We start from the raw sequence: 26,571 nt of genomic DNA, 5'->3' as shown, positions 1-26,571 counted from the left end.
TTATGTCTAACTATAAAATATATTTGTATAAAAAAAGTACAATGGCTTTTATAGAAGGAATTTCAAGATTACAAAGAATTGTTGATTTTATCTCTATTGATTTTCGCAGCAAAAAAGAAATAATGGCATATTTGAGAGAATATAACACTATCATTTCCTATAAAACATTAGAGCGTGATTTAAAACAAATTAAAGAAGAATTAGGGTTTGATTTAGAATATAAACGCAATTTGGGTTATAGATGTGAAAATGAAAATGTGTTACAATCTAATTCATTAGCTATTGATAGTAGTTTTTGTAAAGTGGGTTATGAAAATGAACTATATATAATTTTAAATGTATTTACATATAACGGTAAAACCTATTGTAATTGTTTGGATAAAAGGATTAAAAAGGTGTTTTTAACGATTATGAAATAAATCATTTAATTTATGAGAATTCAAATCAATTTATTTTTGATTCACAAGTTATAAAGTATGTATTATTTTTTATTAGGCTTCAAACTTTTATTTATCTTATATAATTGATACGTTTGAATGGAATTTATTATAGCCGATGTCTTCATTTCATTTACTATATTTTTTTGACCAGTATCAATTGTATCATTTAAAGTATTGATACCACTATATATTAATTCAAATCCGTTTGTTAATGTTTGGTTTAATTGCTGTAATTGCAGATTAATAGAGTCTAAAGATTTTATTTGAGTTTTTTCAAATAAAGTTAAGTATATGCCTTTTTCTTCTAATATATTTTTTAAGTTCATATACATAGTAATTGAACCATTCTCAATACATGATATCATTTCATTTCTATATGAAACAAGAAATAGTATATGTTTGATATTTTGAAGGAAATTATTAAAAACATCAATTATATAATAAAAGTTATATTTATTAGTGCGCCACTTTTCTTCAATGAAATCACTATAACCAATTTTTGAGAATTCTACCTCTTTATTGGTTATTAAAGTATCTATTTCTTGATTGAAATTTTCAATTAATAATTTTATGTGATTATTTAATTTAATTAAATCTGAAATATATTTTTCATTTTGAGTATTAACCCAAAAATTCAAATAATCTACAGATGAGTTAAAATCTAAATTAATTTTGCCATTCGAAAGAATTGAAGAAAAATTAAAATTAGTTTTGAAAAAATTATGGAATAGTTGATTTACATATGAAGAAATTGGAATAGGATTTAATTCCATTATTTTAGTTTCGCTATATAAAACAGTTTTACATTTATCACCTATACAATTCCAAAAACCAAGTTTAGTTATCATTAAGTATTCTATTTGTCCATAAGCTTCAATGTAGTACATTTTTAGAAACCTATTACCACTTATGTTTAGCAAAGAATTTATCTCATTTTTGTATTGATAAATTTCAGATTGTTTTGAAAACAACCCACCTTTTTTTAACAATTCTTGTTTTAAATCATATAAACTAATGTATCCAAAATATTTTGTTCCTTCACTTTTTGATAAATCATTGTTAGAGATAAAGTCGACAACTTCGTTATTAGTATATTTTAAAAAATCATTAGAAATGTTTTGGTCAATATACTCTAGTCTATTATTAAACTCTTCAATAAATCCGAATAAATTATAATCGTTAAAATCAATAAATTTATTTTTTATAGCAGAATCCTTCTTTATCGATTCATCTTTTTTACTTGATGGGAAATTATTATCTAATGTTTGTAAATCAAGACTTATTTTTCCAATTTCATTTTCCAAATACATTTCTAACTCATCAACATCTAGTCCAAGTTTTTCAGCTTTACGCAAAATAATTTCTCTTTCTTTATCAGTAACATGACCATCTGAAAGAGCCATGTTTATTAATTTATCAATTTCTGGATGCATAGTAATGATTTAGGTGTTATGATTTTATAAAATATTATCTAAATAATATAAAAAGAGCTTTTATAAACATGAAAATTAATATTGGATTCATAATTTCTCTATTAAGTTCAAGGTATTTTCGTTGAAATTCTGTCGAACCATTTTTGATTATATTGCTATCATACCTATTTAATTTTGTAATAATAAAAAATATTATTTGTATGAATAGCCACACAATAAATCCAATTATATATTTATTAAAATTAACATTTAATTTTTCTATTTCGCTGGGAAAAAAAATAGAAAATAAAATAGGATAAAATATAAAAAATATAAAATATGAATTAATAGTGTTGTCTACCTCTTCAATTTCATCTTCAGACATTCCATTTTTTCTCATTTTATCATAGACCTCTTCTCTTTTATTTGTTCTTTCAATTCTTTCTTTTTCAATTTCAATTAAACATCTATCACAATAAGTAATTGAATATTTAGAAAGCAAATGACCGCATCTTTGACAATTATCGTATAGTAATCCCATATTTTTTTGTAGTGTAATTTTGAATTAAATAATTTCGCCATTTTCCTTTTTTTCTACCGACAGAAAAAATTCGTTTTTCAGCTTCAAAGCCAGAACATTCCAATATTTCAGCAAGATTGTCAATATGTTGACAAAATGTTTCATAAGTACTGGAATCATTATTATCATTTACCCAATTATTATTCGTTATATCCACAATATGGTAGCCTGCAAGTAAATTAATAGATTTCGCAACCCATTGATCCATTATATATCCGTTTAAATTGGGAGATAAAAAACAAATAAGTTTAGTGAAATAACCTATTCCAAGTCCAGGTAATATTTTCTTTTTTCTTTCATTTCGAAAAACATCAAAAGCCTGTTTTCTTGTTTCAAAGTTTCCATTACGTAATTTACCAACTATTTCAAGTATAACATTCTCATTTTCAAAAAGTCTTCTACCATGGTCACGTCTCATACCACCCCAAGATAAAATTGCTATTAGAATATTTAAATTATCGTTGTTTTGATTTTGGCAATAATCAAATAATTCATATCTATTAAATTGTCTATTTAAAAAAGGATCTAAATTTGTGTCTTTACCTAAAACAGATATTCCCCAATTTAAAGAGTTATTGCCAACATAACCTTGATCATTATTACCAATTTGAATTAAATATTTTAAGTGAACATCATTCATAGAAGTTAAGATTTAGAATTATAATACAAATATAAAATTATACTTAGCCAAAATTTGGCGAAATAGTAATTGATTTTTCATTTTTTTTGAACATCTATCTAAGACATCTTAATTTAATTTGCTGAAGTTTAGAGTTGTCTGGGTTCTCTTTTTGGATTGAATCAAATACGTAACCTACATTTTCCTTTTCAATATAATTCCACCCACGTAAAGATATTTGTTGGTTCCCTAATGCCTTTTTTAAATTTAAACTGTTTAAATCAAGATAATTATTGTACGTATTCAAACTAAAGTGAACTTTTCTTAAGAGAGTATTTAGTTAATAATTCAAAGATAAATGTTTTTTTGATTTGTTGTTAATTTTATTTTTTGGTACTCATTTCTACGGTTAATAATTGCTATTTTCTTTAATCGTTCTCGTTCTCTTAAAATCAATTCACCTCTTCCAAAATATACGTCTGCTGGGGTTAAGTTGTTCAATGATTCATGATATCTTTCGTTATTGTAACGATAAACAAACTTTTCTAAAGCAGCTTCTAATTCTTCTGGTGCGAAGTAATTATCAAGTTTCACAACGTTTTTCATGGTTCTGTGATAACGTTCAATTTTTCCTTGTGTTTGCGGATGATTGGGTCTACCATGTACTTGTTGCATTTGATAATTGTTTTTTAAATAGGATTTTAATTCGCCTGCAATGTAACACGAACCATTGTCAGACAAGAGTTTTGGCTTTTGTTTTGTAATTAATTTTGCTTTTTTAATTGCTGTGTCAACTGTTCGTTTTACATCATCAGCTTTCATGTTTGAGCAAAGTTCCCAGTGCACAATATATCGGCTGTAATCGTCCAAAACCGTACTTAGATAATACCATCCCCATCCTAAGATTTTAAAATAGGTAAAATCCGTTTGCCACATTTGATGAACAAAGCCTGTTTTATCCGTAAATTCATTTCCAGCACTCAGAAAAATATGAGCTGGAGCAGTAATTAATCCTCTTGCCTTCAAGATGCGGTAAACACTGGATTCGGATATGAAAATCTGTTGTTCATCAGTAATTTTGTAGGCTAATTCTCGGGAAGATAAATCAGGATAGTCTAAAGCTAATTTTACAACTAAATTCTTCTGCTCTTGTGGAATGCTGTTCCATTGCCTGTTTGCTGCTCTTTTGGTTGGAATTAATCCTTCTATTCCTTTTTCGCTGTAAGCATGATACCAATTGTAAAAGGTACTCTTGTTGATTCCAATCTCCCGAAGTGTTCGATTCACACCGATTTCTGAACGAGTAACCATGTGAATGATTTCTTGTTTTTCGGATACTGTAAGTCGCATATATTTCTTAAACTTTTCAGTTAATCCAGCATGTCCAAGCTTTTTTTAACAATATCGTAGCGTAAAACTAAATCGGCAATCATTACTTTTAAAGTCTGATTTTCTTTCTTGAGCTCTGCTACTTCATCACTCGTAGCTTCTCTTGTTACATCGCCGGCTAAACGCTTTTTACCTGCTTCCAAAAATTCTTTGTTCCACTTATAAAACTGAGATTCATTAATGGTATACTTACGACACAATTCTGCAACTGACATTTCTGCTCGTAAAGCTTCCATAACAATCTGAATTTTTTGTTCAGAACTTAAGTTTCTTCGTGTTTTTACGAATGTCTTTGATGAAATTCTCTGCTGTTTTTTTCTTGGGTGTTCTCATAATATCAAATTTAAGGATTTTGAAAATACTCTCTTAGTTATGAACTAAATCAGTCCACTTTTTGCTGACGATTTACAATTTCTTTTTTGGAGCGAAAAATCGTATTTTTATATATGCAACATATCCAAGGAATTTCTCGCTAGCAATTACAGCTCAGTAGTTTAGAAGATAAAATTACAGAAGATAATCTGGTTCGGTTTATCGATGCTTTTGTAAATGTTTTACACTTTCAAATACTCGATTGTAACTCATTCTAATTTTAGATTTTTGGACTATGACTAAAAAATAAACCTCCTTTAAATCGCTTTAAAAGAGGTCTTATTTTATGTTTTTAGTAGAGGTTGTTGAACAGCTACGGCTCTTATAAGCTGTTCTTTTACTCGGTTCTAATGAATCTTATTCGTTTCTTATTTGTATATAATAGAACTTCCATTTCTAATTCCGTTAGCTTTAGGATTTGTAAATCTACCGTTTGTGTTCCGAAATTATAATGAACGACATTTGAAATAGTATCAAATTCATATTTTCGGCATAATCTTTCGATTAACTTTTTATTAGCAAACATTTCAAATACCATACTATCTTTATAAAATGTCGTTTTTTCTGTTACGTTTTGCCCAGTTTGATCAACAACATCTTGCATTTTCCAACTTCCTATTATTTTTTTTGGTTCAATTTTCGGTTCAGTATTTTTGCACGACACAAAAAATATCAATATTGGCATTATAAAGCTGTATTTCATTTAAAAAAGCGAGATTAAAAATTGCTGATGAATAGTTTATATGTTTGACAAAGCCTCCTAATTTTGGATGGATATATGTGATAACTGGCACACAATATTTGTTTTTAAATATATTGTTTTTTTTCTTACAAACAAATAATAGGGCAATATCAATATCAATTTCAATGACAAATTTTAAAAGGAGCACTGTCCGCGTGAAGGATGGAAGTGGAGCTCTCCCGATTTTTTTCGGGAAGCGGGAACGGACAGCCTGACCTCGTTGCTGCACTGAGTGTCTTTTTTGCACAATAGTGGTCCAACGAGGGCACGCCCAAAAAAAACGACCAGAAATAAATCCTAGTCGTTTTTAAAAGTATTGTTGCGAATGTTTATCCTAAAAAGGCTTTCAATTCGTCGTAGGTTTTAATTTTTGTGCTTACTTTTTCTTTGTTGAGTACGCTTTCAATTTGTGTTGGGATTGGCAAAGTCACGTTTAAGGCTGGTTCTACCACGTCTAGGAACTTGATAGGGTGGGCGGTTTCTAAGAAAACACCAATTGCGTTAGGGTAGTTTTCCAATTCTTTTTTCAAGCCTAAATAACCTACAGCTCCGTGTGGCTCGGCAATGTAACCATCGGTGTTGTAGATTTTTTTCATGGCTGCCAAGGTTTCGTCGTCAGTGTAGGTATACGAAGAAAAGTCTTTTTTGAACTGTTCTAAATCGTTGCCATACATTTCCTGAATACGAATAAAGTTACTTGGGTTTCCTACGTCCATAGCGTTAGAAATCGTAGCAATAGAAGGTTTAGGATCGTACACTCCATTTACAAGGAATCTCGGTACTGTATCGTTTACGTTTGTAGCAGCTACAAAATGGTCGATGTTTAATCCCATTTTCTTAGCAATAATACCAGCACAAATGTTCCCGAAGTTACCACTTGGACAAGAGAAAACCAATGGGCGGTTTTGTGACTTCAACGCCTTGTAAGCAAAGAAGAAATAAAACATTTGCGGCAACCAACGCGCAATGTTAATCGAGTTGGCCGAGGTTAGGTTTTTGTGCGCCAAAGTTTCGTCTAAGAACGCTTTTTTAACCATATCCTGACAATCGTCAAAAACACCGTCTACTTCTAAGGCTTTGATGTTTTGCCCCAGAGTCGTTAATTGTTTTTCCTGAATGTCGCTCACTTTTCCGGAAGGGTATAAAATAACTACTTCAACGCCTTGAACACCAAGAAAACCACTAGCAACAGCTCCTCCGGTATCTCCCGAAGTAGCAACCAAAACGGTATTGGTATTGTCTTTTTTCTCACGGTTAAAATATCCTAAACAACGTGACATAAAACGCGCTCCCACGTCTTTGAAAGCCATTGTTGGCCCGTGGAATAATTCTAGTGAATAGATGTCTTTTTCTACAGGAACTACGGGGAAATCAAAGCATAAAGTTTCAGCTATGATTTGTTTTAAAGTTTCGGCTGGGATTTCGTCGCCTACAAATTGTTGGATCGCCTCGAAAGCAATTTCTTCGTGACTTAAATTTTCGATGTTATCAAAAAAAGATTGTGGAAGAGGGGTAATATTTTCGGGGAAATACAAACCTCTATCAGAAGCTAATCCCTGAATTACGGCTTCCTGAAAAGATACTTTTGGGGCGTTATGGTTTAAACTGTAATACTTCATTATGATTTTTGATTTCTGATTGAAGAGTAACGATTTTTGATTTTTTAGATCTGAAATAGTTAATCTAAAATCTTAAATAATTTTCTAAATTCTAATTTCTGCCTTCTAACTTTAAATCACTCTCATTCCTGTGTCATTCACTTTACATACATGGATTTCGTATGGTAAATTGATTTCGTCGTAAACGGCACACATTCCTTTGGCAATTTTTTCGGCTGCGTCTTTTCCTCTGCTTAAAGCAAAAATAGAAGGTCCTGAACCGGATATCCCTGAACCTAAAGCACCGTTTTCATAAGCTGATTGTTTGATTAAATCAAAACCAGGAATTAATACGCTACGTAAAGGTTCTACGATTTCGTCGTGCAAAGAACGCCCGATTAAATCGTAATCCTGAGTGTATAATCCCGCTACTAATCCGCCTACATTTCCCCATTGCGTAATGGCGCTTTTTAAGGAAACGTTTTGTTTTAAAACGGAACGCGCATCTGACGTTTTTAATTCAATTTGGGGATGAATTACGGTAGCGTACAATTCGTTTGGACTGTCAATTTTGATAATGTCCAAAGGATTCGAACTTCTTACTAAGGTAAATCCACCCAAAAGGGCAGGAGCCACATTATCGGCATGGGCATTTCCTGAAGCTAATTTTTCACCTTGCATCGCAAACTTTACCAATTCTTTTCGGGTAAATGGATTACCTAATAATTCATTGGCACCAAAAACAGCTCCAGCCGAACTGGCCGCACTACTACCAATTCCGCTTCCGGCTTTGATGTGTTTGTAAATTTCAATTTCGAATCCAAATTCGGCATCTACTTCTTCAAGCATCGCTAATAAAGCCACACCAGCCACGTTTTTCTCTGCTTCCAAAGGTAAATTAGCTCCTTCAATTTTAGTGATGCGAACACCTTTTTCAGCCGATTTGCGAACAATCATTTCGTCACCTACATTGTCCAAACACAATCCTAGTACGTCAAATCCACAGGACAGGTTGGCAATGGTTGCAGGGCAAAATACTTTTACTTCATTCATATATTTTTGTTTCATGTTAAGGTTTCATGTTTAAGGTTTATGTTGTTTGTGTGACAACTTTCAACTTTAAGCAAAGAAAACTTTAAACTACATTATACGTTTCCTATTCTAATTACATCGGCAAAAATTCCCGAAGCGGTAACCGCTGCTCCCGCACCAGCTCCTTTGATTAATAACGGTTGGTCTACGTAACGATCCGTATAGAATAATACAATATTGTCTTTTCCTTCTAGGTTATAGAAAGGATGGTCTTTTGGTATAAATTGCAATCCTACGCTGGCTTTTCCATTTTCAAATTGAGCTACAAATTTTAAGCGGCTGTCTTTTGCTTTGGCTTCCGCCAAAATTCCTTCAAAATGGCTGTTGTATTCAATCAACGATTTGAAGAAATCTTCGTTATTGGTTGTTGCCATACAAGCAGCAGGTAAGAAAGATTGGTTTTCAATATCTTCAATTTCCATTTTATAACCGCTTTCGCGAATTAAAATCAGGATTTTACGCGCTACGTCAATTCCGCTCAAGTCAATTTTCGGATCAGGCTCTGTAAATCCTTGTACTCCAGCTTCTTTAACCACATCATGGAACGAATAATTTTCGTCAAAATTGTTAAAGATAAAGTTCAGACTTCCTGATAAAACTGCTTGGATTTTGTGTACTTTATCACCTGAAGCGATTAGGTTTTTTACCGTATCGATAATTGGCAATCCAGCTCCCACGTTTGTTTCAAATAAGAAAGGAGCATTGTATTGTCTTGATAATTTTTTCAGGTTTTTGTAATTATCGTATGCCGAAGCACAAGCAATTTTGTTACAAGTTACCACGCCTACACTTTGTTTTAAGAAGCGCTCATAGATCGCCGCAACATCTGCATTGGCAGTAATATCTACAAAAATAGAATTACGCAAGTTTAATGAAGTTACTTTTTCGATAAACAATTCCTTGTTGGCCGCTTCTCCGTTTTCAAGAGTGGCTTTCCAAGAATCCAAATCAATTCCGTCATCGTCAAAATGCATTTTTCTGGAATTGGATAAAGCAATGACACGAACGTTGATTTTTAGATTTTCTTTTAAGAATTTCTTTTGTTGGTGGATTTGCTCGATGAATTTTTCACCTACATTACCCACACCCATTACGAATAAGTTCAGCTGTTTGGTGTTTTCTTCAAAGAAATTTTCGTGCAAAGTGTTCAATGCTTTTTTAACGTCTCTTTCGTTAATTACAGCCGAAATATTTCTTTCCGAAGCACCCTGAGCAATCGCACGGATGTTTACGTTATTTTTTCCCAAAGTACTAAACATTCTTCCGCTTAGACCTTGGTGGTTTTTCATGTTTTCACCCACTAATGCAATGATGCATAAGTTTTTCTCCACGATGCAAGGCTCGATTTTGTTTTGCGCAATTTCGATTTCAAATGCGCTGTTAATTGCCGATTCTGCCACATCAGCATCACTATTCAAGATACCAATACAAATAGAATGTTCTGAAGAAGCTTGAGTGATAAAAATAACATTGATTCCTTCTTGTGACAATACTTCGAATAGTCTTTTAGAAGAACCTGAAACACCAATCATTCCTGGACCTTCAAGAGTAATCAATGTAATATTATCAATATGACTAATTCCTCTTACCGGACTTCCGTTTGGAGTTGAAATATTTGAAATATAAGTTCCTTCGGCCTCTGGTTCAAAAGTATTTTTGATATGAATAGGAATGTTTTTTCTTAAAACAGGTTGGATAGTTGGTGGATATAAAACTTTGGCACCAAAATGCGATAACTCCATTGCTTCTTGGTACGAAATAGTAGCAATAGGTCTGGCTTGTTTTACAATTTTTGGATTAGCTGTAAACATTCCGTTAACGTCTGTCCAAATTTCTAATTCGCTTGCATCTAAGGCACCAGCAATTATTGCAGCAGTATAATCAGAACCACCACGTCCTAAAGTAGTATTGATATCATCCAAAGAAGAAGCGATAAAACCAGGCATAATGGTTACTTGTGCGTCATTTGAATTGAAAAATGCAGTAGTTAAAGCATTAGTAACTTCAAAGTTTACTGCCGCCTTACCATAATTATTATTGGTTTTGATTAATTCACGGCTGTCTTTGTAGCCACTGTTTTTTAGGTTTTGTTTTAGTGCTTCGGCAATAATATAAGAGGAAAGTAATTCTCCAAAACTTAAAATTGTATCTGATGTTCTAGCCGATAATTCACCTAGAAGGGAACAACCGTCCAAGATTGTTTCTAAGTGGTTAACGATTCTTTTAATGTGACTTAAAGAACTACTTTGTTCGCTTACAGGAATTAATTCTTTTAGAGCGTCTAAGTGTTTTTTCTCAATTTCAGCAACGATATCTTTGTAGGTTTCATCGTTCAAGGCTGCTTTAGAAGCAGCTAGTTGTAGCAAATCAGTTACTTTGCTTAGTGCTGAAACGACTACTACTAGTTTATCATTTTTAGCTTTGTTAAGAACAATATCAAGAACTAGTTTTATATTTTTTGCATTGGCTACCGAAGTTCCACCAAATTTTAATACTTTCATTTTGTATGTTTTATTTTAAAAGCAATGTTTTATATACACCCAAGAACTTACTTCTAATGAAAAAAGCATCTACGGTTATTGATTATATGTAATTATTGAATACCCCTAAGGGGTAGTAGTAGTTGTAACAGAAATAGCAACCCAAATAGGACTGCTTGTAAGAGAATAATATGTAGTTCTGTTGTTTTTCATAAGAGTTCCCAAAAATACAGTTTTTTATAAAAAGCAAAAAGCTTTTGATGGTTTTTGTGAAAAAATTAAAAAAAGAGCAAATATAGACTATTTGCTGATTTTAATCCGAATGATTGCCTTAAATTTTTACGATATTCTTTCTTTTAGTTGTAAAGTTTTGCAAATATTTTTATTATGTTCTGTCCGACTGGAAGTTTATTCAAAAGGTATTTTGAAATTCTATTAGCAATCGGTTTTGGAGTGGTTTGTTTTTTGTATAGAATTTTCTTATTTTTTGGTTCTAATACTTTGTTAAGGTATTGAAAGCGGTTTTTTGGTTAGAGAAAAAGGGTTTTGATATAAAAAATAGCGCTAAAAAGAAGCATTATTTTTAAAATAACTTTATCATCAAATAAAAAAAGTATTTTTGCTGTCTAAAAAATTAAGTAAAACAATGTCGATAAACCGTATTTTCCAATTTTTAGTACCGAAGGATAAAAAATTCTTTCCACTTTTTGAAGAGGCTTCTAGTAATTTAATTGAATTAGCTTCTAATTTACATGAAGCAGTTAATCTTCCATTGAAAGAAAGAGAAGTGCTTTTTCATAAAATTGACGAATTAGAACAAAGAGGTGAGGATATTACACGTCAAACGAATTTAGAGTTGAGTAAAAACTTTATTACGCCTTTTGATCGTGAGGATATTCACTCTCTAGTTACTTCTATTGATAATGTTGCCGACCGTTTGCACGGTGCTTCAAGTATTATGCGTTTGTATCAAGTAGACAAGATTACAAAATCGATTCGTAAATTGACAGAAATTAATCTTGAGGCTTGTCAAAATATTGAAATTGCCGTAAAAGAATTGAGAGATTTTAAAAATGCACACAAAATTAAAGCGGCCTGTGCTAAAATTTCGAAGTTAGAAAACAAATCAGATAACGTTTATAACAAAGCGGTATTTGAAATTTTTGAGAATGAAACAGATGCAAAAAGCATTATTAAATACAAAGAAGTATTGTCTATCCTAGAATCGGCTACTGATAAATGTAAAAGTGTAGCTAGTGTTTTAGAATCGATTGCGGTTAAACATTCTTAATTTAATTTATTCTTTGAAGTAATAAGGTATGACTTTACTTATCACAATTATAGTTTTAGCGCTAATTTTTGATTACATTAATGGTTTTCATGATGCGGCTAATGCTATTGCAACAGTAGTTGCTACCAAAGTATTGACTCCGTTTCAGGCGGTTGTTTGGGCTGCTTTTTTTAATTTCCTTGCCTATTGGGTTTTTGGTTTTGGAGTGGCGGATACAGTGGCAAAAACGGCGCATACAATGGAGATTAATCTCGTTGTAATTTTAGCTGGTGTTATTGCTGCAATTTGTTGGAATTTACTAACCTGGTGGTTAGGTATTCCATCGAGTTCTTCTCATACATTAATTGGAGGATTTGCTGGAGCGGCTATTGCTCATGCTATTGCTGTTCACGGTTTTTCAGGTTATATAGGAGAAGATGGAGAAACTCATTATTGGTATCAAATCGTAAGTTGGTATAAGGCTGGTAAAGATGGAGGTATGCCTTCAGGTGTAATAATTATCATTGCTTTTATTGTTTTAGCGCCATTGTTAGGAGCTTTAGCATCTTATTTGATATCGATTTGGTTGTTAAATGCTTCTCGAAAAAGTATTGGTCCTAAAATTTTTACTGTGGCTTTGATGCTTGCTACGATTTGGTTTGTAAGCCACCAAATGGTTTCTTATGAGGAAATAGAAAAGCCTCGTTTTGATTCTCATTTTTGGAGTGTTGCGTTTGATTCCCATAATATTAAATGGCTTTTAGTTGGTTTTATTGTATTGACTGTAAGTGGTTTTTGTTTGATATTTAGTAGTTTAAATTTACATCAGGCAGAAGCAGCTTTAAAGAAAATGCAATTATTGTCTTCTGCTGCATTTAGCTTAGGGCACGGAGGAAATGATTCTCAAAAAGTAATGGGTATTATTGCAGCAGCAGTTGCGGTATATATCCATACTAATCCTGGAGTTCATATGGATTCATGGCTCGATGTGGTCTTGCCTAATGAAGATAAAGGGATAAAAGGACAAATGCCTGGTTGGATTCCATTAGCTTGTTATTCGGCAATTGCTGTGGGGACATTAAGTGGTGGTTGGAAAATTGTCAAAACCATGGGGTCTAAAATCACTAAAGTGACTTCATTTGAAGGGGTAGCGGCAGAAACAGCTGGAGCTTTGACTTTATATTTTACAGAGCATTTAAAAATTCCAGTAAGTACAACCCATACAATTACAGGATCAATCATTGGAGTTGGATTGACTAAGCGTGTGTCTGCTGTTCGTTGGGGTGTTACGGTAAGCTTGATTTGGGCTTGGATTTTAACGATTCCAATTTCGGCGTTATTAGCTGCTTTATTTTATTATATATTGACTATTTTTATATAGAATAATAGTTCAATATTTAGAAAAACCTCAAATGACCTTTCGTTATTTGAGGTTTTTTTGTTAAAATTTGAAACATAAAGACATAAAAAAAAGAACCTGAATAAATCAAGTTCTTTTGTTATTAACTTACTTAACTAAAAACATTTCTGTTTTGGTATTTTTTCTCTTTTAGTAAAGTTTAGGGTATTTTGTAGGATTGCTTTCGGATAGTATGGAATATACTTTTTCGAAAATATCTTCAATAGATGGCTTAGAAAAATAATCGCCATCTGTTCCATAAGCTGGTCTGTGTTCTTGAGCTGCTAAAGTTTGAGGTTGGCTGTCCAAATATTGGTAAGCACCTTGTTCTTCAATAATCTTTTGTAAAATATAGGCAGAAGCTCCTCCAGGAACATCTTCGTCTATCACAAGCAAACGATTCGTTTTTTGTACACTCTTAGCAATATCGTGATTTTTATCAAAAGGGATTAAGGATTGAATATCAATTACCTCACAATTGATACCAACTCCCTCTAATTCTTTTGCGGCTTGTTCCACTAATCGTAGGGTAGATCCGTAGGAAACTAAAGTGATATCTGTACCTGTTTTAATCGTTTCAACAACTCCAATAGGCGTTTTAAATTTACCAAAATTTGTTGGTGCTTTTTCTTTTAATCGGTAACCATTTAAGCATTCGATTACAAGAGCTGGTTCATCACATTCTAAAAGAGAATTGTAAAAACCGGCAGCTTTTGTCATATCTCTAGGGACTAAAACATTAATTCCTCTTAACGCATTTATAATCATTCCCATTGGAGAACCAGAATGCCAAATTCCTTCTAGTCGATGTCCGCGAGTTCGGATGATTAAGGGGGCGTTTTGTTTTCCTACAGTTCTATATAACAAGGAAGCCAAGTCATCGCTTAGAATTTGTATAGCATACAATAGATAGTCTAAATATTGAATCTCAGCAATGGGTCTTAATCCTCTTAAAGCCAGTCCAATACCTTGCCCTATGATGGTTGCTTCTCTGATACCTACGTCGGCAACTCGGGTAATGCCGTATTTTTCTTGCATCCCCTCTAGGCCTTGATTTACGTCACCAATGTTTCCAGAGTCTTCACCAAAAATTAAAACTTGCGGATATTTAGCAAATAAAGCATCAAAATTATCACGGATGATCATTCTGCCATCGGTATCTTTTCTGGCATTCTCCTCGTAAGTTGGCAATACTTCATGAACTGAAAACACATTGTTTTTTGTTTCAGAATATAAATTGTTACTAAAAAGAGGTTGTGTTTTTGAAAAGTAGTTTTGAATCCAAGTAGCTAATTCTGAGCGAACGTTTTCATTTACCACAAGGCGTAATGATTTTCTAGCAGTTGCTAAAATTTCCTTTTTTAGAGGATCTTTAATCGCTTTGAGATTATTGGATAGTTTAAGAATTTGATCTTTGTTTTTGCTTGCAGGAGCAATTTTTTCTAATAAACTAACTAGTTCGTTTTTTTCATTAATGATTGGGTTAATAAAAGAAGTCCAACAAGCTTTTTTTGTTTCTAAAACTTCTTTTTTTATGGCAATCTCTATTTCGTTTAATTCTTCTGCCGAAGCGATATTGATTGCGATCATCCACAAACGCATTTGTCGGATGCAATCAAATTCTCTTTCCCAGTTTAGTCGTTCGGTGCTTTTGTATCTTTCGTGCGATCCTGAACTTGAATGACCTTGAGGTTGTGTAAGTTCTGTAACGTGTACTAAAACAGGAACATGTTGTTCACGAGCTATTTTAGATGCTCTTTCGTATGCTGTCATTAAATCAGAATAATCCCAGCCTTTTACAGTGATGATTTCAATTCCATTATTGTTTTTATCTCTTTGAAAACCAGATAAAATTTCAGAAATATTCTCTTTTGTAGTTTGGTGTTTAGCATGAACAGAGATTCCGTATTCATCATCCCAAACACTTATAACCATTGGTACTTGTAATACTCCTGCTGCATTAATGGTTTCAAAAATACCCCTTCGGAAGTACTGGCATTACCAATAGTACCCCAAGCTACTTCATTACCGTCTATTGAAAAATTTTCTTTATTAGGTATGTTGTCTAGTGCTCGATATACTTTTGAAGCTTGTGCTAAACCCAAAAGGCGAGGCATTTGAGCAGCTGTAGGAGAAATATCGGAGCTAGAATTATATTGCTGGGTTAAGTTTTTCCAACTTCCGTCTTCATTTAAGCTATGAGTAACAAAATGGCCTCCCATTTGTCTTCCCGCAGACATTGGTTCTTGTTTAATATCGGTGTTTCCGTATAATCCAGCAAAAAAGTTAGAAGGGGTTAATTCGCCTATGGCCATCATAAAAGTTTGATCGCGATAATAACCAGAACGAAAATCTCCTTTCTTAAAGAATTTAGCCATTGCAATTTGAGGCACTTCTTTTCCATCGCCAAAAATTCCAAATTTTGCTTTACCAGTCAAAACCTCTCGACGTCCTAAAAGACTACATTCGCGACTAGTTACAGCTATCTTATAATCATTCAATACTTCAGTCTTGAAATCTTCAAATGTCAATGTAGTATTGGTTTGTTCTTTTATCATAAATGAAAGATTATAATTCTTTGGCGCAAATTTACTTAAAAAGTAGGTATAATCATAATCAATCAAAATAAAAACAAGCTATATTTTAATGTTTTTGTTTAATAAAAACAGGTGTTTTTTATTGAAATGTAAATTTTTTTTCAAATATTTGGTTTTTTATCAACGTAATGTTTTAAGTAATTTGTTTAGAACCATTTTCGATTGAAAAGGTTTAAAAGTGCTTTTGGCGAAAAGGTAATTATAAAACGTATTTTTTCATTGTATCTGTTTTGAGTGATTTCCCATCCATTTGAAGAATATACAGGTAAGTATAACTCAAGGTAATCTGTAACTAAATTAAGTCGGATACCACTATCAAAAATGAATTTTGGACTTTGGTATTTGTTTTTTACTAAGCCTACATCTCCGTATACTTCTATCCAATTCCAAATATTATAACCAGTATTAATGGTGCTAATCCATTGATTAGCAAAGGCGGTATTTAGTTTAGATTTGAATCCTCCTTCGGCTAAAATAAATTGCTGACTAAAAAATCCGCTACTCTCCGAACGACCATACAAACCATAATCAAATAAATAATCGGTAGGTCTATCTATACCAAAACTAAAGTAGTCATTATTAATTTTGTTATATAAAAAACTACCTGCATAGAGGCGAATATTAAACCGATGATTGTCCTCGAAAAGTTTTCGGTACTCTATTTCTCCAGAAAGTTTACCAAAATTGCTAGCCAATTGGACGTCATTTACAAAACTAAAATGTTCGGTAACTTCTGTTTTCGTATTGATATACCTCGCATTAAAAACGGAGTAATTATTTGTGGGGTTATTGGTTACAATTTCACTTTTTTGGCGATCAACCATTACGTGTCTAAAATAGATTAGTTGTTTTTTATTGTCTCTAATATCGTTTTCTCTGATTTGTAATAAAATACTAGGATTTATTTTAGTATAAGTAGCATCAGGTGCATAATGAAAATAAGAACCCGCAAGCGAATATTTCACATTAAATAATCGGCTGTCTCGGTAGTTTTTATTTATTGAAAAGCCTCCAGATCCTGAAAAAGTATTCGAGTTGCTGGAGTAGGATGGGTTAATAGTAAAGGTAAAAGGTTTTTCAAGTATCGTCTTATTATGGAGTCTCATTCCTGCAATTAGCCCATCATAGAGGTTGTATTCAAAAGAAGGCATGTATATAATTTGGTTATAGTAAGGGTCTTCTAAATCTTTTGCGAATACAAATTTTAAGGGTCTATTGTTAGGAAAAAATGATTTTAGTGATCTCCAGTTGTTTCTTAAATTGTATTCAGGAACTTCGTTTTTATAATTTAAAATAATTTTGTTCGCTCCATTTCGCGCTAGGCTATAAATACTGTATTTCGGTCCTGGTTCTATCCATTCCTTAAATACAATTTCACCTTTGTTTGTTCCATAAATCGGAATAGGAACATTAATCCCTGTTTTATTTTTTAGTGAAAATTGGATGCTATCAGTTGTTTTAGTAACCTTGTCAAATTTATAATCGATAAGATCTCTGGAGTAGATAATCGTTTTAAAGAACCAATCAATATTTTTAGTAGTTTGATTTTTTAGAGCATTTTCAAAATCCAATGCGTCTGTTTGTTGTTTATTATTTTTAATGTAGAAATTATTGATGCTTTTACTCACAGCATCATTTTCGAGATAGCTGTTTAGGAATCGTAAACTAAGTCCTGCTCTGTATTTGCTTGCAATTTGCTCATTGAATTTAATTAATTTATTTTTAGGTTCACCCAAGGCCTGATCTAAATTTTTTCGAGCCATAAGCATATAAAAATAACTGTATTGCTCGTTAAAATCTAGGTTGGTTAGGTTATAACTTTTGAGTAATTTATAAGATGCAGCACTACCTAACATTTTAGTTCCTGGGTAATTCTCCTCGATGTATTTCATCATGATATAGATTTGAATTCCATTGTGAACCCAGCTGTCTTTTCGATTATTGATGTAAAGGCTATTGTTTAGAAAAACATTAATGTAGGTTTTTAAAAACTTAATTTCATAGGTAAACTCGTCTGAAAAAGGTCTGATGAATGAAGGAAGCTGATTTAAGCCATAAAAAGGATTTCGTTCATAGTCAGTTTGTGAAATAATAATCTTTTTAAAAGGATAATCACCAATTAGTTTTTTTACAAATCGAACAACACAATCTATAGCTTGAGCTTGAGCATAAGGAGTAATTTTTTCTCCATTTAAATTAGTCAATACTTCAAAATTATCGTTCTTAAAACTCGTAAAACTTGCTATTGGTTCGATATGTAAACTAAAATCGATGCGGTTTTTACCAATTAATTTATGAATTGAATAGTCTTCATTAGCTATAATTTCTTCATTTTCATCTAAATCGGTACTAATTTCAAATTCTTTGCTCACTCTTAATTCAACTTCAAAGTCTGTAACCGCATTAGGAATATCATCTAAATTTTCATTGCTGTATCTAACAAATTCGTGGTTTTCATATCGAGCGGGGGTTAAAAACCAATTTTTTAAGTTCATATTACCAAAATCATCATATCCGTATTTAGTAAACTTGTTACTTGGAATTTTGGCATCATAAGTAAGTTGGAGTTCCGTTTTTTGATTTGGAGCTAATTTTTGAGGCAGATTTATAATTACTAAATCAGGATTTTCTTTTGTTCGTTCCCAAGATAATAAAGATTGTTTCTCTCCAGTAATTTTTAATTTTGAAGTATTGCCTCTTTCTTCCTCTTTGGCAAGGTGAAAACCACGATAAAATTCATCTGAAAACCTTGATGCTAAAGGAGTTTGTAAATTAGAATAGGCATGATTCCAATCGTTTAATATAATTCTTGAAATGGTATCATTTGTTGTATTGAAATAGGTAATCTTTTGATTCACATGTAAAACATGAGTTTCAGTATCTACATCTACAAATAGTTGATTTTTATGCTGTGCCAAAACTTTCTTTTGGCCAGCAAAAATCACAATAATAGACATTAAAATTTTGAAAAATGCTTTCAATGTAAATTTGGGTTTGATTACTATTTCAATATACATTTTTTAGTTTTAATAATATACGAAATGTAAATAATAATAGTTCCTTATACGATGGTTAAAAATTAGGTTTCAAGGTGTATTTTTTATAAAAGTTATCTAAAACGGTAACAACTTCGTCTTCATTGTCCACAATTTTAAATAGATTCAAATCTTCTGGACTTATGGCATTTTCTTGTTCTAATAATACTTTTTTTATCCAGTCGATTAAACCTGACCAATAACTACTCCCTACCAGAATAATTGGGAAACGAGCAATTTTTTTGGTTTGTATTAGTGTTATCGCTTCAAACATTTCGTCTAAGGTCCCAAAACCACCAGGCATTACTACAAAACCTTGAGAATATTTGACAAACATTACTTTTCTAACAAAAAAATAGTCAAAATTAAGGTTTTTATCATGGTCGATATAAGGGTTGAAATGTTGTTCAAATGGGAGGTCAATATTAAGTCCTACAGAAGTCCCTCCACCTAAATGAGCGCCTTTATTTCCAGCCTCCATAATTCCTGGTCCACCACCCGTTATTACACCATAACCCGCTTTACTAATTTTGAAAGCAATTTTTTCGGCTAATTGATAGTATTTATTATCAGGTTTTGTTCGGGCAGAACCAAAAATGGAAACACATGGACCTATACGTCCCATGTTTTCAAAACCATTAACAAACTCCGACATGATTTTGAAAATAGCCCAGCTATCATTGGTACGAATTTCATTCCATGTTTTTTGTTTTAATCGGTCTTGGATGATTTTTTCTTCATCATTTTCAAAATCTTCTAAAAGCATAATTTTAAGTTTTTGTTTAATGACTTCAAAATGAAGTATTAATGGTTAATTTAGGGTGAAAAAGTTAATTAAAAATTGGTTTTTTACACCAAGTTAGGCTTTTTTTTGCATAAATGCTTTAGTGTAATCTCTTAAATTTTAGCTAAAAAAATGATTAATTGATTAATTCGTTGGTAAGTAAATGATTAGTGTTATTTTAGTAAACAAAAAAGGAACTCATATTAAACGAATTCCTTTTTGATATAGTGATTACGATTGTTCGAGTTCTTTTTTTAAGAATTTGGCGGTATAGCTTTTTTTGACCTCTGCTACTTCTTCTGGTGTTCCTTTTGCAACGACTGTTCCGCCGCCTTTCCCGCCTTCTGGCCCTATATCGATAATATAATCGGCTAGTTTGATTACATCCAGATTATGTTCAATAATCAATATAGTATTTCCTTTGTCGACTAATTTATGGATAACTTCCATTAGCACTCGAATGTCTTCGAAATGTAAACCAGTTGTAGGTTCGTCCAAGATATAAAAAGTATTTCCTGTATCTTTTTTTGATAATTCTCCTGCCAATTTTATGCGTTGCGCCTCTCCACCAGAAAGTGTAGTACTTTGTTGTCCCAAAGTAATATATCCTAAGCCAACATCCTGAATGGTTTTAATTTTTCGGTGAATTTTAGGGATATTTTCAAAGAAAGGAACTGCTTCATCTACGGTCATATTTAATACATCCGAAATGGATTTTCCTTTATAGCGAATTTCTAAGGTTTCTCTATTAAAGCGTTTTCCTTGACAAGTTTCACATTCTACATAAACATCGGGTAAGAAGTTCATTTCGATAGTTCGCACTCCTGAACCTTGACAAGTTTCACAGCGGCCACCTGCTACATTGAAACTAAAACGACCCGCTTTGTAACCCCGAATCATACTTTCTGGGGTTTTTGTAAATAAGGCTCTGATTTCGGTAAAGACTTCGGTATAGGTAGCTGGATTAGATCGTGGCGTTCTACCAATTGGACTTTGGTCAATATCAATAACTTTGTCAATATGTTCTAAACCTTCTATTTTTTTGTAGGGTTGTGGTTTTTTAACTCCATTAAAATAGTGAGCATTTAAGATAGGGTAGAGTGTTTCGTTTATTAAAGTAGATTTTCCACTTCCTGACACTCCGGTTACACAAATCATTTTACCTAAAGGCAATTCGATAGAAACATTTTTTAAATTGTTTCCCGTTGCACCTGATAGTTTTAAGAATTTTCCATTGCCTTCACGACGTTTTTTAGGAATTTCAAATTTCATTTTCCCATTAAGATACTGTGCTGTAATGGTATTCGATTTGAGGGTTTCTTTTGGAGTTCCAATACTTATAATTTCACCACCAAATTTTCCTGCTTTAGGTCCAATATCAATTACATAATCGGCACGTTCAATCATGTCTTTGTCGTGTTCTACTACAATGACCGAGTTTCCAATATCACGTAATTGTTCTAATGAATGGATGAGTTTTTCATTATCTCTTTGGTGTAAACCGATACTAGGTTCGTCTAAAATATAAAGAACTCCTACTAACTGGGAACCAATTTGTGTTGCTAATCGAATGCGTTGTGCTTCACCTCCTGAGAGTGATTTTGAACTTCGGCTTAAAGCCAAATAATCCAGACCAACATTCATTAAAAAATCCAATCGATCCTTTATCTCTTTGATTACTTCAGAAGCAATAAGAAGTTGTTTATCTGATAAATGAGAATTTAAATTATGGAACCATTTGGTTAAATCTGAAATATCCATATTGCACAATTCAGCAATATTTTTTTCATCAATTTTGAAAAACAAGGCTTCTTTTTTTAGACGAGATCCTTCACAAACAGGACATTCTAATTCGTCCATGAAATCTTTTGCCCAACGTTTGATGGTGGTTGAGCCACTTTCATCATGTTGACTTTTAATGAAGTGTGCTATTCCTTCAAAATCTATTTTGTAATCACGGGCAACTCCTAAGTCTTTAGAATTGATGGTGAATTTTTCTTTTCCACCATTCAAAATCATTTCCATCGCTTCATCAGGGATGTTTTCAATTGGGTCCGTAATTTTGAAATTATATTTTTGTCCAATGATTTCTAATTGTTTAAAAATCCAGGAAGATTTATATTCGCCCAAAGGTGCAAAACCACCTGCTTTTATGGAAAGTTTAGGATTAGGAATAATCTTTTTAACGTTGATTTCGTTTACCGTTCCTAAGCCATTACAGTGTTCGCAAGCTCCTTTTGGAGAATTGAAAGAAAATAAATTAGGTTCCGGATTTTGATAAGAAATTCCAGTGGAAGGACACATTAAATTTCGACTAAAATAACGTATTTCTTGACTATCTTGGTCTAATATCATCAATACATTTTCGCCGTGGTGCATAGCTGTATTAATACTTTCGGAAAGACGCTTTTGATTGTCCTCGCTATTATCGATAAGCAATCTGTCTACCACAATTTCAATATCGTGGGTTTTATATCTATCCAGTTTCATTCCGGGAGTAATATCTAGAGTATCTCCGTTAACTCGGACTTTTAAAAAACCTTGTTTGGCAATTTGTTGGAATAATTCACCATAATGTCCTTTACGCGCTCTAATTACGGGTGCTAAGATATTGATGCGCTTATTAGCAAAATCATTTACAATTAACTCTTTGATTTGTTCATCCGAATAAGAAACCATTTTTTCACCCGTATTGTAGCTATAAGCATCGGCACCTCGGGCATAAAGTAAACGAAGGAAATCATAAATTTCAGTAATAGTTCCTACGGTAGAACGCGGACTTTTACTAGTTGTTTTTTGTTCAATAGCTATGACCGGCGATAATCCGTCAATTTTATCCACATCAGGTCGTTCTAAACCGCCTAAAAACTGTCGAGCATAAGCCGAAAAAGTTTCCACATAGCGGCGTTGCCCTTCGGCATAAATAGTATCAAAAGCTAATGATGATTTTCCAGAGCCCGAAAGTCCTGTAATGACCACCATTTTTTCACGAGGAATCGAAATATCTATATTTTTAAGGTTGTGAACCCTAGCACCTAAAACTTCAATAGTATTATCTTTGTCTAACATAATTTTGGCTTATTGCTTCTTTCATCGCAATGACAGCAAAGTTACCATTTTGATTTGTTCTTTCACAGAAGAAAAAAGAAGTTTTGAAACTTAAAACTAGTAAAAGGAAAACGAAAATGCTGAATTTGATTAGCGTTTTCGTTTTCTTGTAGCTATGTAATTATCTATAGCTTCTTTACTTGTGTACCAATTTCTACCTTCTTTATAGGCATCTATCTTTCCTGTTCTGGCTAGTAAACTAATATATTCTTGTCCGTATGTAGCATTAGGCTCATTAACTATGTCTGAAATTTTTTGATAATCGTTGCCGTTATCAGGCATTGCATTCAGATATATATTTAAAGTACGTTCAAGAGCCTGACTCATCAGGAGCATTAGTTTCTGATAATTGCCATTGTTAGCCTGATTTAATGCTTCGTAATATTTTTTACGATCATTTTTAAGTATAATGGCCGGAGGGAAACCACAACGCATTAAAATTAAATTCATTGATAATCGTACTGTTCTTCCATTGCCATCAAAAAACGGATGAATCCATACTAATTTATGATGAAAAATAGTAGCAAGCTCAATATCATTTAATTGCAATGGATTTTTATTGATAAATTCAATTAATTCATCCAGTAAATCAGGTACTTTATTAGCATTTGGAGGGATAAAATTTGCGCCAGTAATTCGAACCCCTCCATTGCGTAATCTGCCTGCAAAATCATCTTCAATGGAACGTAACACTAAACCATGAATTGAAAGGATATCGATACTTCTTAATTTATAAGTGTCATTTATTATTGAAAATAAATAATCTATGGCTTTGTCATGATTATGTGTTTCAAAGTGTTCCCGTAAGGATTTACCTTTTATAGTAATTCCTTCCTGTAAAACCATTTGGGTTTCTCTTAGGCTCAGTGTATTACCTTCGATACTGTTTGAATTATAGGTCCATTCTATAGAAAGACTTTCCCGAATTTTATTTAATGCCATAGAGGGTAATGGTCGAGAAGATTGTAAAAGTTGTTTTTTCTCATACAATCTATCGAATATTTCCTGAAATTCAGTTCTATATGTCGTGTCTATATTCCACATAATCACAAATATATATCGGCAAAGTTATAAAATATACTTATCCGATATTAAAATTACTCCAAAAAAAACATCACAAAGGATGTTTTTTAATTTATATTTCCATAAAATGCTTATTCTATAGTCATTGATCTTAACTTACTTCTATAGGCTTCTAGTGCAGCTGCCTTAGAAATGAAACCAAAGTATTTTTCGTCTTTCACAACGGGAAGGAAAGTCGCTTTCGTTTTTTCAAATTTATCCATCACCACTTCCATACTGTTAAATGGATATACTACATCAAGAGGAGCAATCATAATTTCTTTGATGAGTGTATATTTTACTCGGTATTTATTAAAAATAATTTCACGGATATTGTTGAAATTAACAATTCCTAATAGGTGATTTTCTTGATCAACTACTGCAAAATAAGTTTGGTTAGAATGTGAAATTAAATCTACTAATTTTTCGAGGTTATCGTTAGGTGAAACGGTTAAAAAATCAGTTTGAATAATAGAATTGGTGTTTAATGTTGACAGCACGTTGTGGTCTTTATTACTGGTAAAAGCATGTCCCTTTTTAACCAAATCTTTTACATCCATTGAGTGTTTTTCAAATCGTTTTGAAATGGCAAAACTGATTGAAGCAACAATCATAAGTGGTAATAATAAACTGTAACCACCTGTAATTTCTGCAATTAAGAAGATGGCGGTAAGTGGTGCATGAAATAATCCGCTCAAAATTCCAGCCATTCCTACCATTGTAAAATTGCTTATGGGCAAATGAGCAATTCCTGTTAGGTTTATTGCTTTTGAAAATACATATCCTATGTACGAACCTACAAAAAGGGATGGAGCAAAGTTTCCTCCATTACCTCCTGACCCTAGGGTAATTGAAGTTGCAAAAACTTTCATCATCATCGTAGCTCCAACAAATAGAAGGATAATCCATCGGTTGTTTTGGTACGAACTAAATAAGGTGTTTTCTAATAATTCACCTGCATTGTTATCGGCAAGGATTTTGATACTTTCATAACCTTCTCCAAATAAAGTTGGAAAAACAAAAATGAGAACCGCTAAAATAGATGCCCCTAAAAGTCCCTTTTTGTAAGGATTCATTCTTAAATGGGAGAAAAAATGTTCTGTTCTTCTAAAATTTCTAGTATAATAGACCGAGAAAAATCCCGTAAGTATACCTAATAAAACATAAAAAGGAATTTTGTGATAGTCAAAATCTTGTTGTTGTCTAAAGTTCAATAAAACAGTTTCATCTAAAATGATTTCAGAAACCAATGCACCGGCAGCAGCAGCAATCATGATAGGCGTAAATGCCGAAATACTAACATCGACTAACAAAAATTCGATAGCAAATAAAACTCCTGCGATAGGTGCGTTGAAGGCCGCAGCAATTCCAGCAGCTACACCACAACCAATGAGTAGTGTTCTGTCTTTATAACTCAACTTGTAATTTTGTGCAAAATTAGATCCAAATGCCGCTCCTGTTACAACGATAGGGCTTTCTAAACCTGCGGATCCTCCCAGACCAACAGTTAAAGAAGAAGTCATGATTTGAGCATACATCTGTTTTCTTGGAATTATACTGGCTTTTTTAGCTACTGCATATAAAATTTGTGGTGTTCCTTTTTCTATTGTTCCTCCTAAAAGACGTTTGACAACTAAAATAGTAAGCAAGAGTCCAGCAATAGGTAAAATACTATTGATGAAACTTAACTTTAGAATACTGTTGACATAGGTAGCAAATAAATAAACCCAGTGCGCAAAAGTTTTTAATGCAATTACAGCAAATGCCGCCGAAATTCCCACTAAAACACTCGACAGAAAAATAAATTGCTTTGGGGTTAAGATAGATTGTGCCCAATCAATGATAATTTCTAGTTTAGAAAAATATTTTTTGAACATGTATGATTGTTTTTTAGTCGTACAAATTTACTATTATTTCTGGGCAAGATTAAGGTTTTTTGTAGCTTCTTTTCTGCTAAAAGGTTTTAAATTGCTTTTAGTGACAAATTCAATTATGGCCTTTGGATTTGTTTTAGCGTACTCTCGTAAAGACCAACCAATTGCTTTTTGAATAAAAAATTCTCTTGAATTTTGATGTTGAATACAAATAGATTTTAATAATTCAAAATCGGTTTTTTCTTTATAGCCTAATTGAAATAAAATAGCACTTCGATTTAGCCACATATTATTGGAATTGGAAAATTTTGCAACAATTTCTGGAATCATTTCTGGAAATTCTATAAGATATTGTCCTAAAATGTATTTTGAAATGGTATCTACACTGTCCCACCAAGAGTTGGTTATAATTAATTTTTCGATGAATAGAATAGCCTCTTTCTTGTATTTACCTTTGAATTCTTTCATTGCAATTTCAATGGCGCAATACTGAAGTTCTCTTTGTTCTTTATTGAAAAGTTCCCAAACAATGCTTTGGAAATTGGTATTAATTTCTTCCTGATGTTTTTTCCAGATATTTTTAAAAATTAATCGTCTTTCGGTGGTTTTAATGCCGTAAAAACCAAAATGATTTTTCATGTATTTAGCCATCTTCTTGGCTTCAAGACTATTTGCTTTTTCTTTAAATTGATTTTCAAGTTCAAGAATAAACGACATT

The 26,571-nt window shown here is 32.4% G+C and carries 16 protein-coding genes and 2 pseudogenes; 3 read left to right on the top strand and 15 right to left on the bottom strand.

Going from position 1 to position 26,571, the window contains the following annotated elements; all coding sequences use genetic code 11:
* Positions 1-41: 41 nt before the first annotated feature.
* Positions 42-419 (top strand): hypothetical protein, encoded by a 378-nt coding sequence (locus P5P90_RS03360; protein WP_278035805.1) that lies wholly within the window; start codon positions 42-44, stop codon positions 417-419.
* Between the two features lie 62 nt (positions 420-481).
* On the opposite strand, the gene P5P90_RS03355 is transcribed toward P5P90_RS03360, so the two are convergent.
* The 8 genes and pseudogenes from P5P90_RS03355 to thrA form a co-directional block, all read right to left on the bottom strand.
* Positions 482-1,873, bottom strand: coding sequence for a hypothetical protein (locus tag P5P90_RS03355; RefSeq protein ID WP_278035804.1), 1,392 nt, complete (start codon positions 1,871-1,873; stop codon positions 482-484).
* Positions 1,874-1,907: 34 nt separating this feature from the next.
* On the bottom strand, positions 1,908-2,393 hold the full coding sequence (locus P5P90_RS03350; RefSeq protein ID WP_278035803.1) for a hypothetical protein: 486 nt from the start codon (positions 2,391-2,393) through the stop codon (positions 1,908-1,910).
* Positions 2,374-3,072, bottom strand: coding sequence for an 8-oxoguanine DNA glycosylase OGG fold protein (locus P5P90_RS03345; protein WP_278035802.1), 699 nt, complete (start codon positions 3,070-3,072; stop codon positions 2,374-2,376). The genes P5P90_RS03350 and P5P90_RS03345 overlap by 20 nt, the downstream gene beginning before the upstream one ends.
* A 327-nt stretch (positions 3,073-3,399) precedes the next feature.
* Positions 3,400-4,773: pseudogene (locus P5P90_RS03340) on the bottom strand (IS3 family transposase).
* Between the two features lie 376 nt (positions 4,774-5,149).
* A complete protein-coding gene (locus tag P5P90_RS03335) occupies positions 5,150-5,515 on the bottom strand; it encodes a hypothetical protein (RefSeq protein ID WP_278035801.1) in 366 nt (121 codons plus the stop codon).
* 368 nt (positions 5,516-5,883) lie between these two features.
* Positions 5,884-7,173, bottom strand: a complete 1,290-nt coding sequence (gene thrC / locus P5P90_RS03330) for a threonine synthase (protein ID WP_278035800.1) — start codon at positions 7,171-7,173, stop codon at positions 5,884-5,886.
* Positions 7,174-7,284: 111 nt separating this feature from the next.
* Complete coding sequence (locus P5P90_RS03325; protein WP_278036472.1) at positions 7,285-8,205, bottom strand: homoserine kinase; 921 nt, start codon at positions 8,203-8,205, stop codon at positions 7,285-7,287.
* A gap of 92 nt (positions 8,206-8,297) precedes the next feature.
* On the bottom strand, positions 8,298-10,745 hold the full coding sequence (gene thrA, locus P5P90_RS03320; protein ID WP_278035799.1) for a bifunctional aspartate kinase/homoserine dehydrogenase I: 2,448 nt from the start codon (positions 10,743-10,745) through the stop codon (positions 8,298-8,300).
* Between the two features lie 625 nt (positions 10,746-11,370).
* On the opposite strand from thrA, the gene P5P90_RS03315 reads away from it, so the two are divergent.
* The gene (locus P5P90_RS03315; protein ID WP_278035798.1) at positions 11,371-12,015 is read left to right on the top strand and encodes a DUF47 domain-containing protein; all 645 of its coding nucleotides are present in this window, start codon (positions 11,371-11,373) and stop codon (positions 12,013-12,015) included.
* Between the two features lie 28 nt (positions 12,016-12,043).
* Positions 12,044-13,375 carry an inorganic phosphate transporter gene (locus P5P90_RS03310; RefSeq protein WP_278035797.1) on the top strand — a complete coding sequence of 444 codons (1,332 nt, stop codon included), beginning with the start codon at positions 12,044-12,046 and terminating at the stop codon, positions 13,373-13,375.
* A gap of 168 nt (positions 13,376-13,543) precedes the next feature.
* Here P5P90_RS03310 and P5P90_RS03305 read toward each other — a convergent pair.
* The 7 genes and pseudogenes from P5P90_RS03305 to P5P90_RS03275 all read right to left on the bottom strand — a co-directional run bounded on the left by P5P90_RS03305 (position 13,544) and on the right by P5P90_RS03275 (position 26,570).
* Positions 13,544-15,951, bottom strand: a pseudogene (locus P5P90_RS03305) (alpha-ketoacid dehydrogenase subunit alpha/beta).
* A 185-nt stretch (positions 15,952-16,136) separates the two neighbouring features.
* Entirely contained in the window at positions 16,137-19,007 is a 2,871-nt protein-coding gene (locus P5P90_RS03300; protein WP_278035796.1) for a gluzincin family metallopeptidase, read from the bottom strand.
* Positions 19,008-19,062: 55 nt separating this feature from the next.
* Positions 19,063-19,791: an LOG family protein gene (locus P5P90_RS03295; protein WP_278035795.1), complete on the bottom strand. Its 729-nt coding sequence runs from the start codon at positions 19,789-19,791 to the stop codon at positions 19,063-19,065.
* Positions 19,792-20,040: 249 nt separating this feature from the next.
* Complete coding sequence (gene uvrA, locus P5P90_RS03290) at positions 20,041-22,878, bottom strand: excinuclease ABC subunit UvrA (protein WP_278035794.1); 2,838 nt, start codon at positions 22,876-22,878, stop codon at positions 20,041-20,043.
* 129 nt (positions 22,879-23,007) lie between these two features.
* Positions 23,008-23,961, bottom strand: coding sequence for a Fic family protein (locus tag P5P90_RS03285; RefSeq protein WP_278035793.1), 954 nt, complete (start codon positions 23,959-23,961; stop codon positions 23,008-23,010).
* Positions 23,962-24,071: 110 nt separating this feature from the next.
* Positions 24,072-25,856: a chloride channel protein gene (locus tag P5P90_RS03280; RefSeq protein WP_278035792.1), complete on the bottom strand. Its 1,785-nt coding sequence runs from the start codon at positions 25,854-25,856 to the stop codon at positions 24,072-24,074.
* A 33-nt stretch (positions 25,857-25,889) separates the two neighbouring features.
* Positions 25,890-26,570 carry a DNA alkylation repair protein gene (locus P5P90_RS03275; RefSeq protein WP_278035791.1) on the bottom strand — a complete coding sequence of 227 codons (681 nt, stop codon included), beginning with the start codon at positions 26,568-26,570 and terminating at the stop codon, positions 25,890-25,892.
* Position 26,571 lies beyond the last annotated feature (1 nt).

Origin of the sequence: Flavobacterium nitratireducens, assembly GCF_029625335.1 — a bacterium.
Lineage (GTDB): Bacteria > Bacteroidota > Bacteroidia > Flavobacteriales > Flavobacteriaceae > Flavobacterium > Flavobacterium nitratireducens.
The sequence above is the reverse complement of the archived record's forward strand: the minus strand, read 5'-3'. Positions and strand labels throughout refer to the sequence as shown.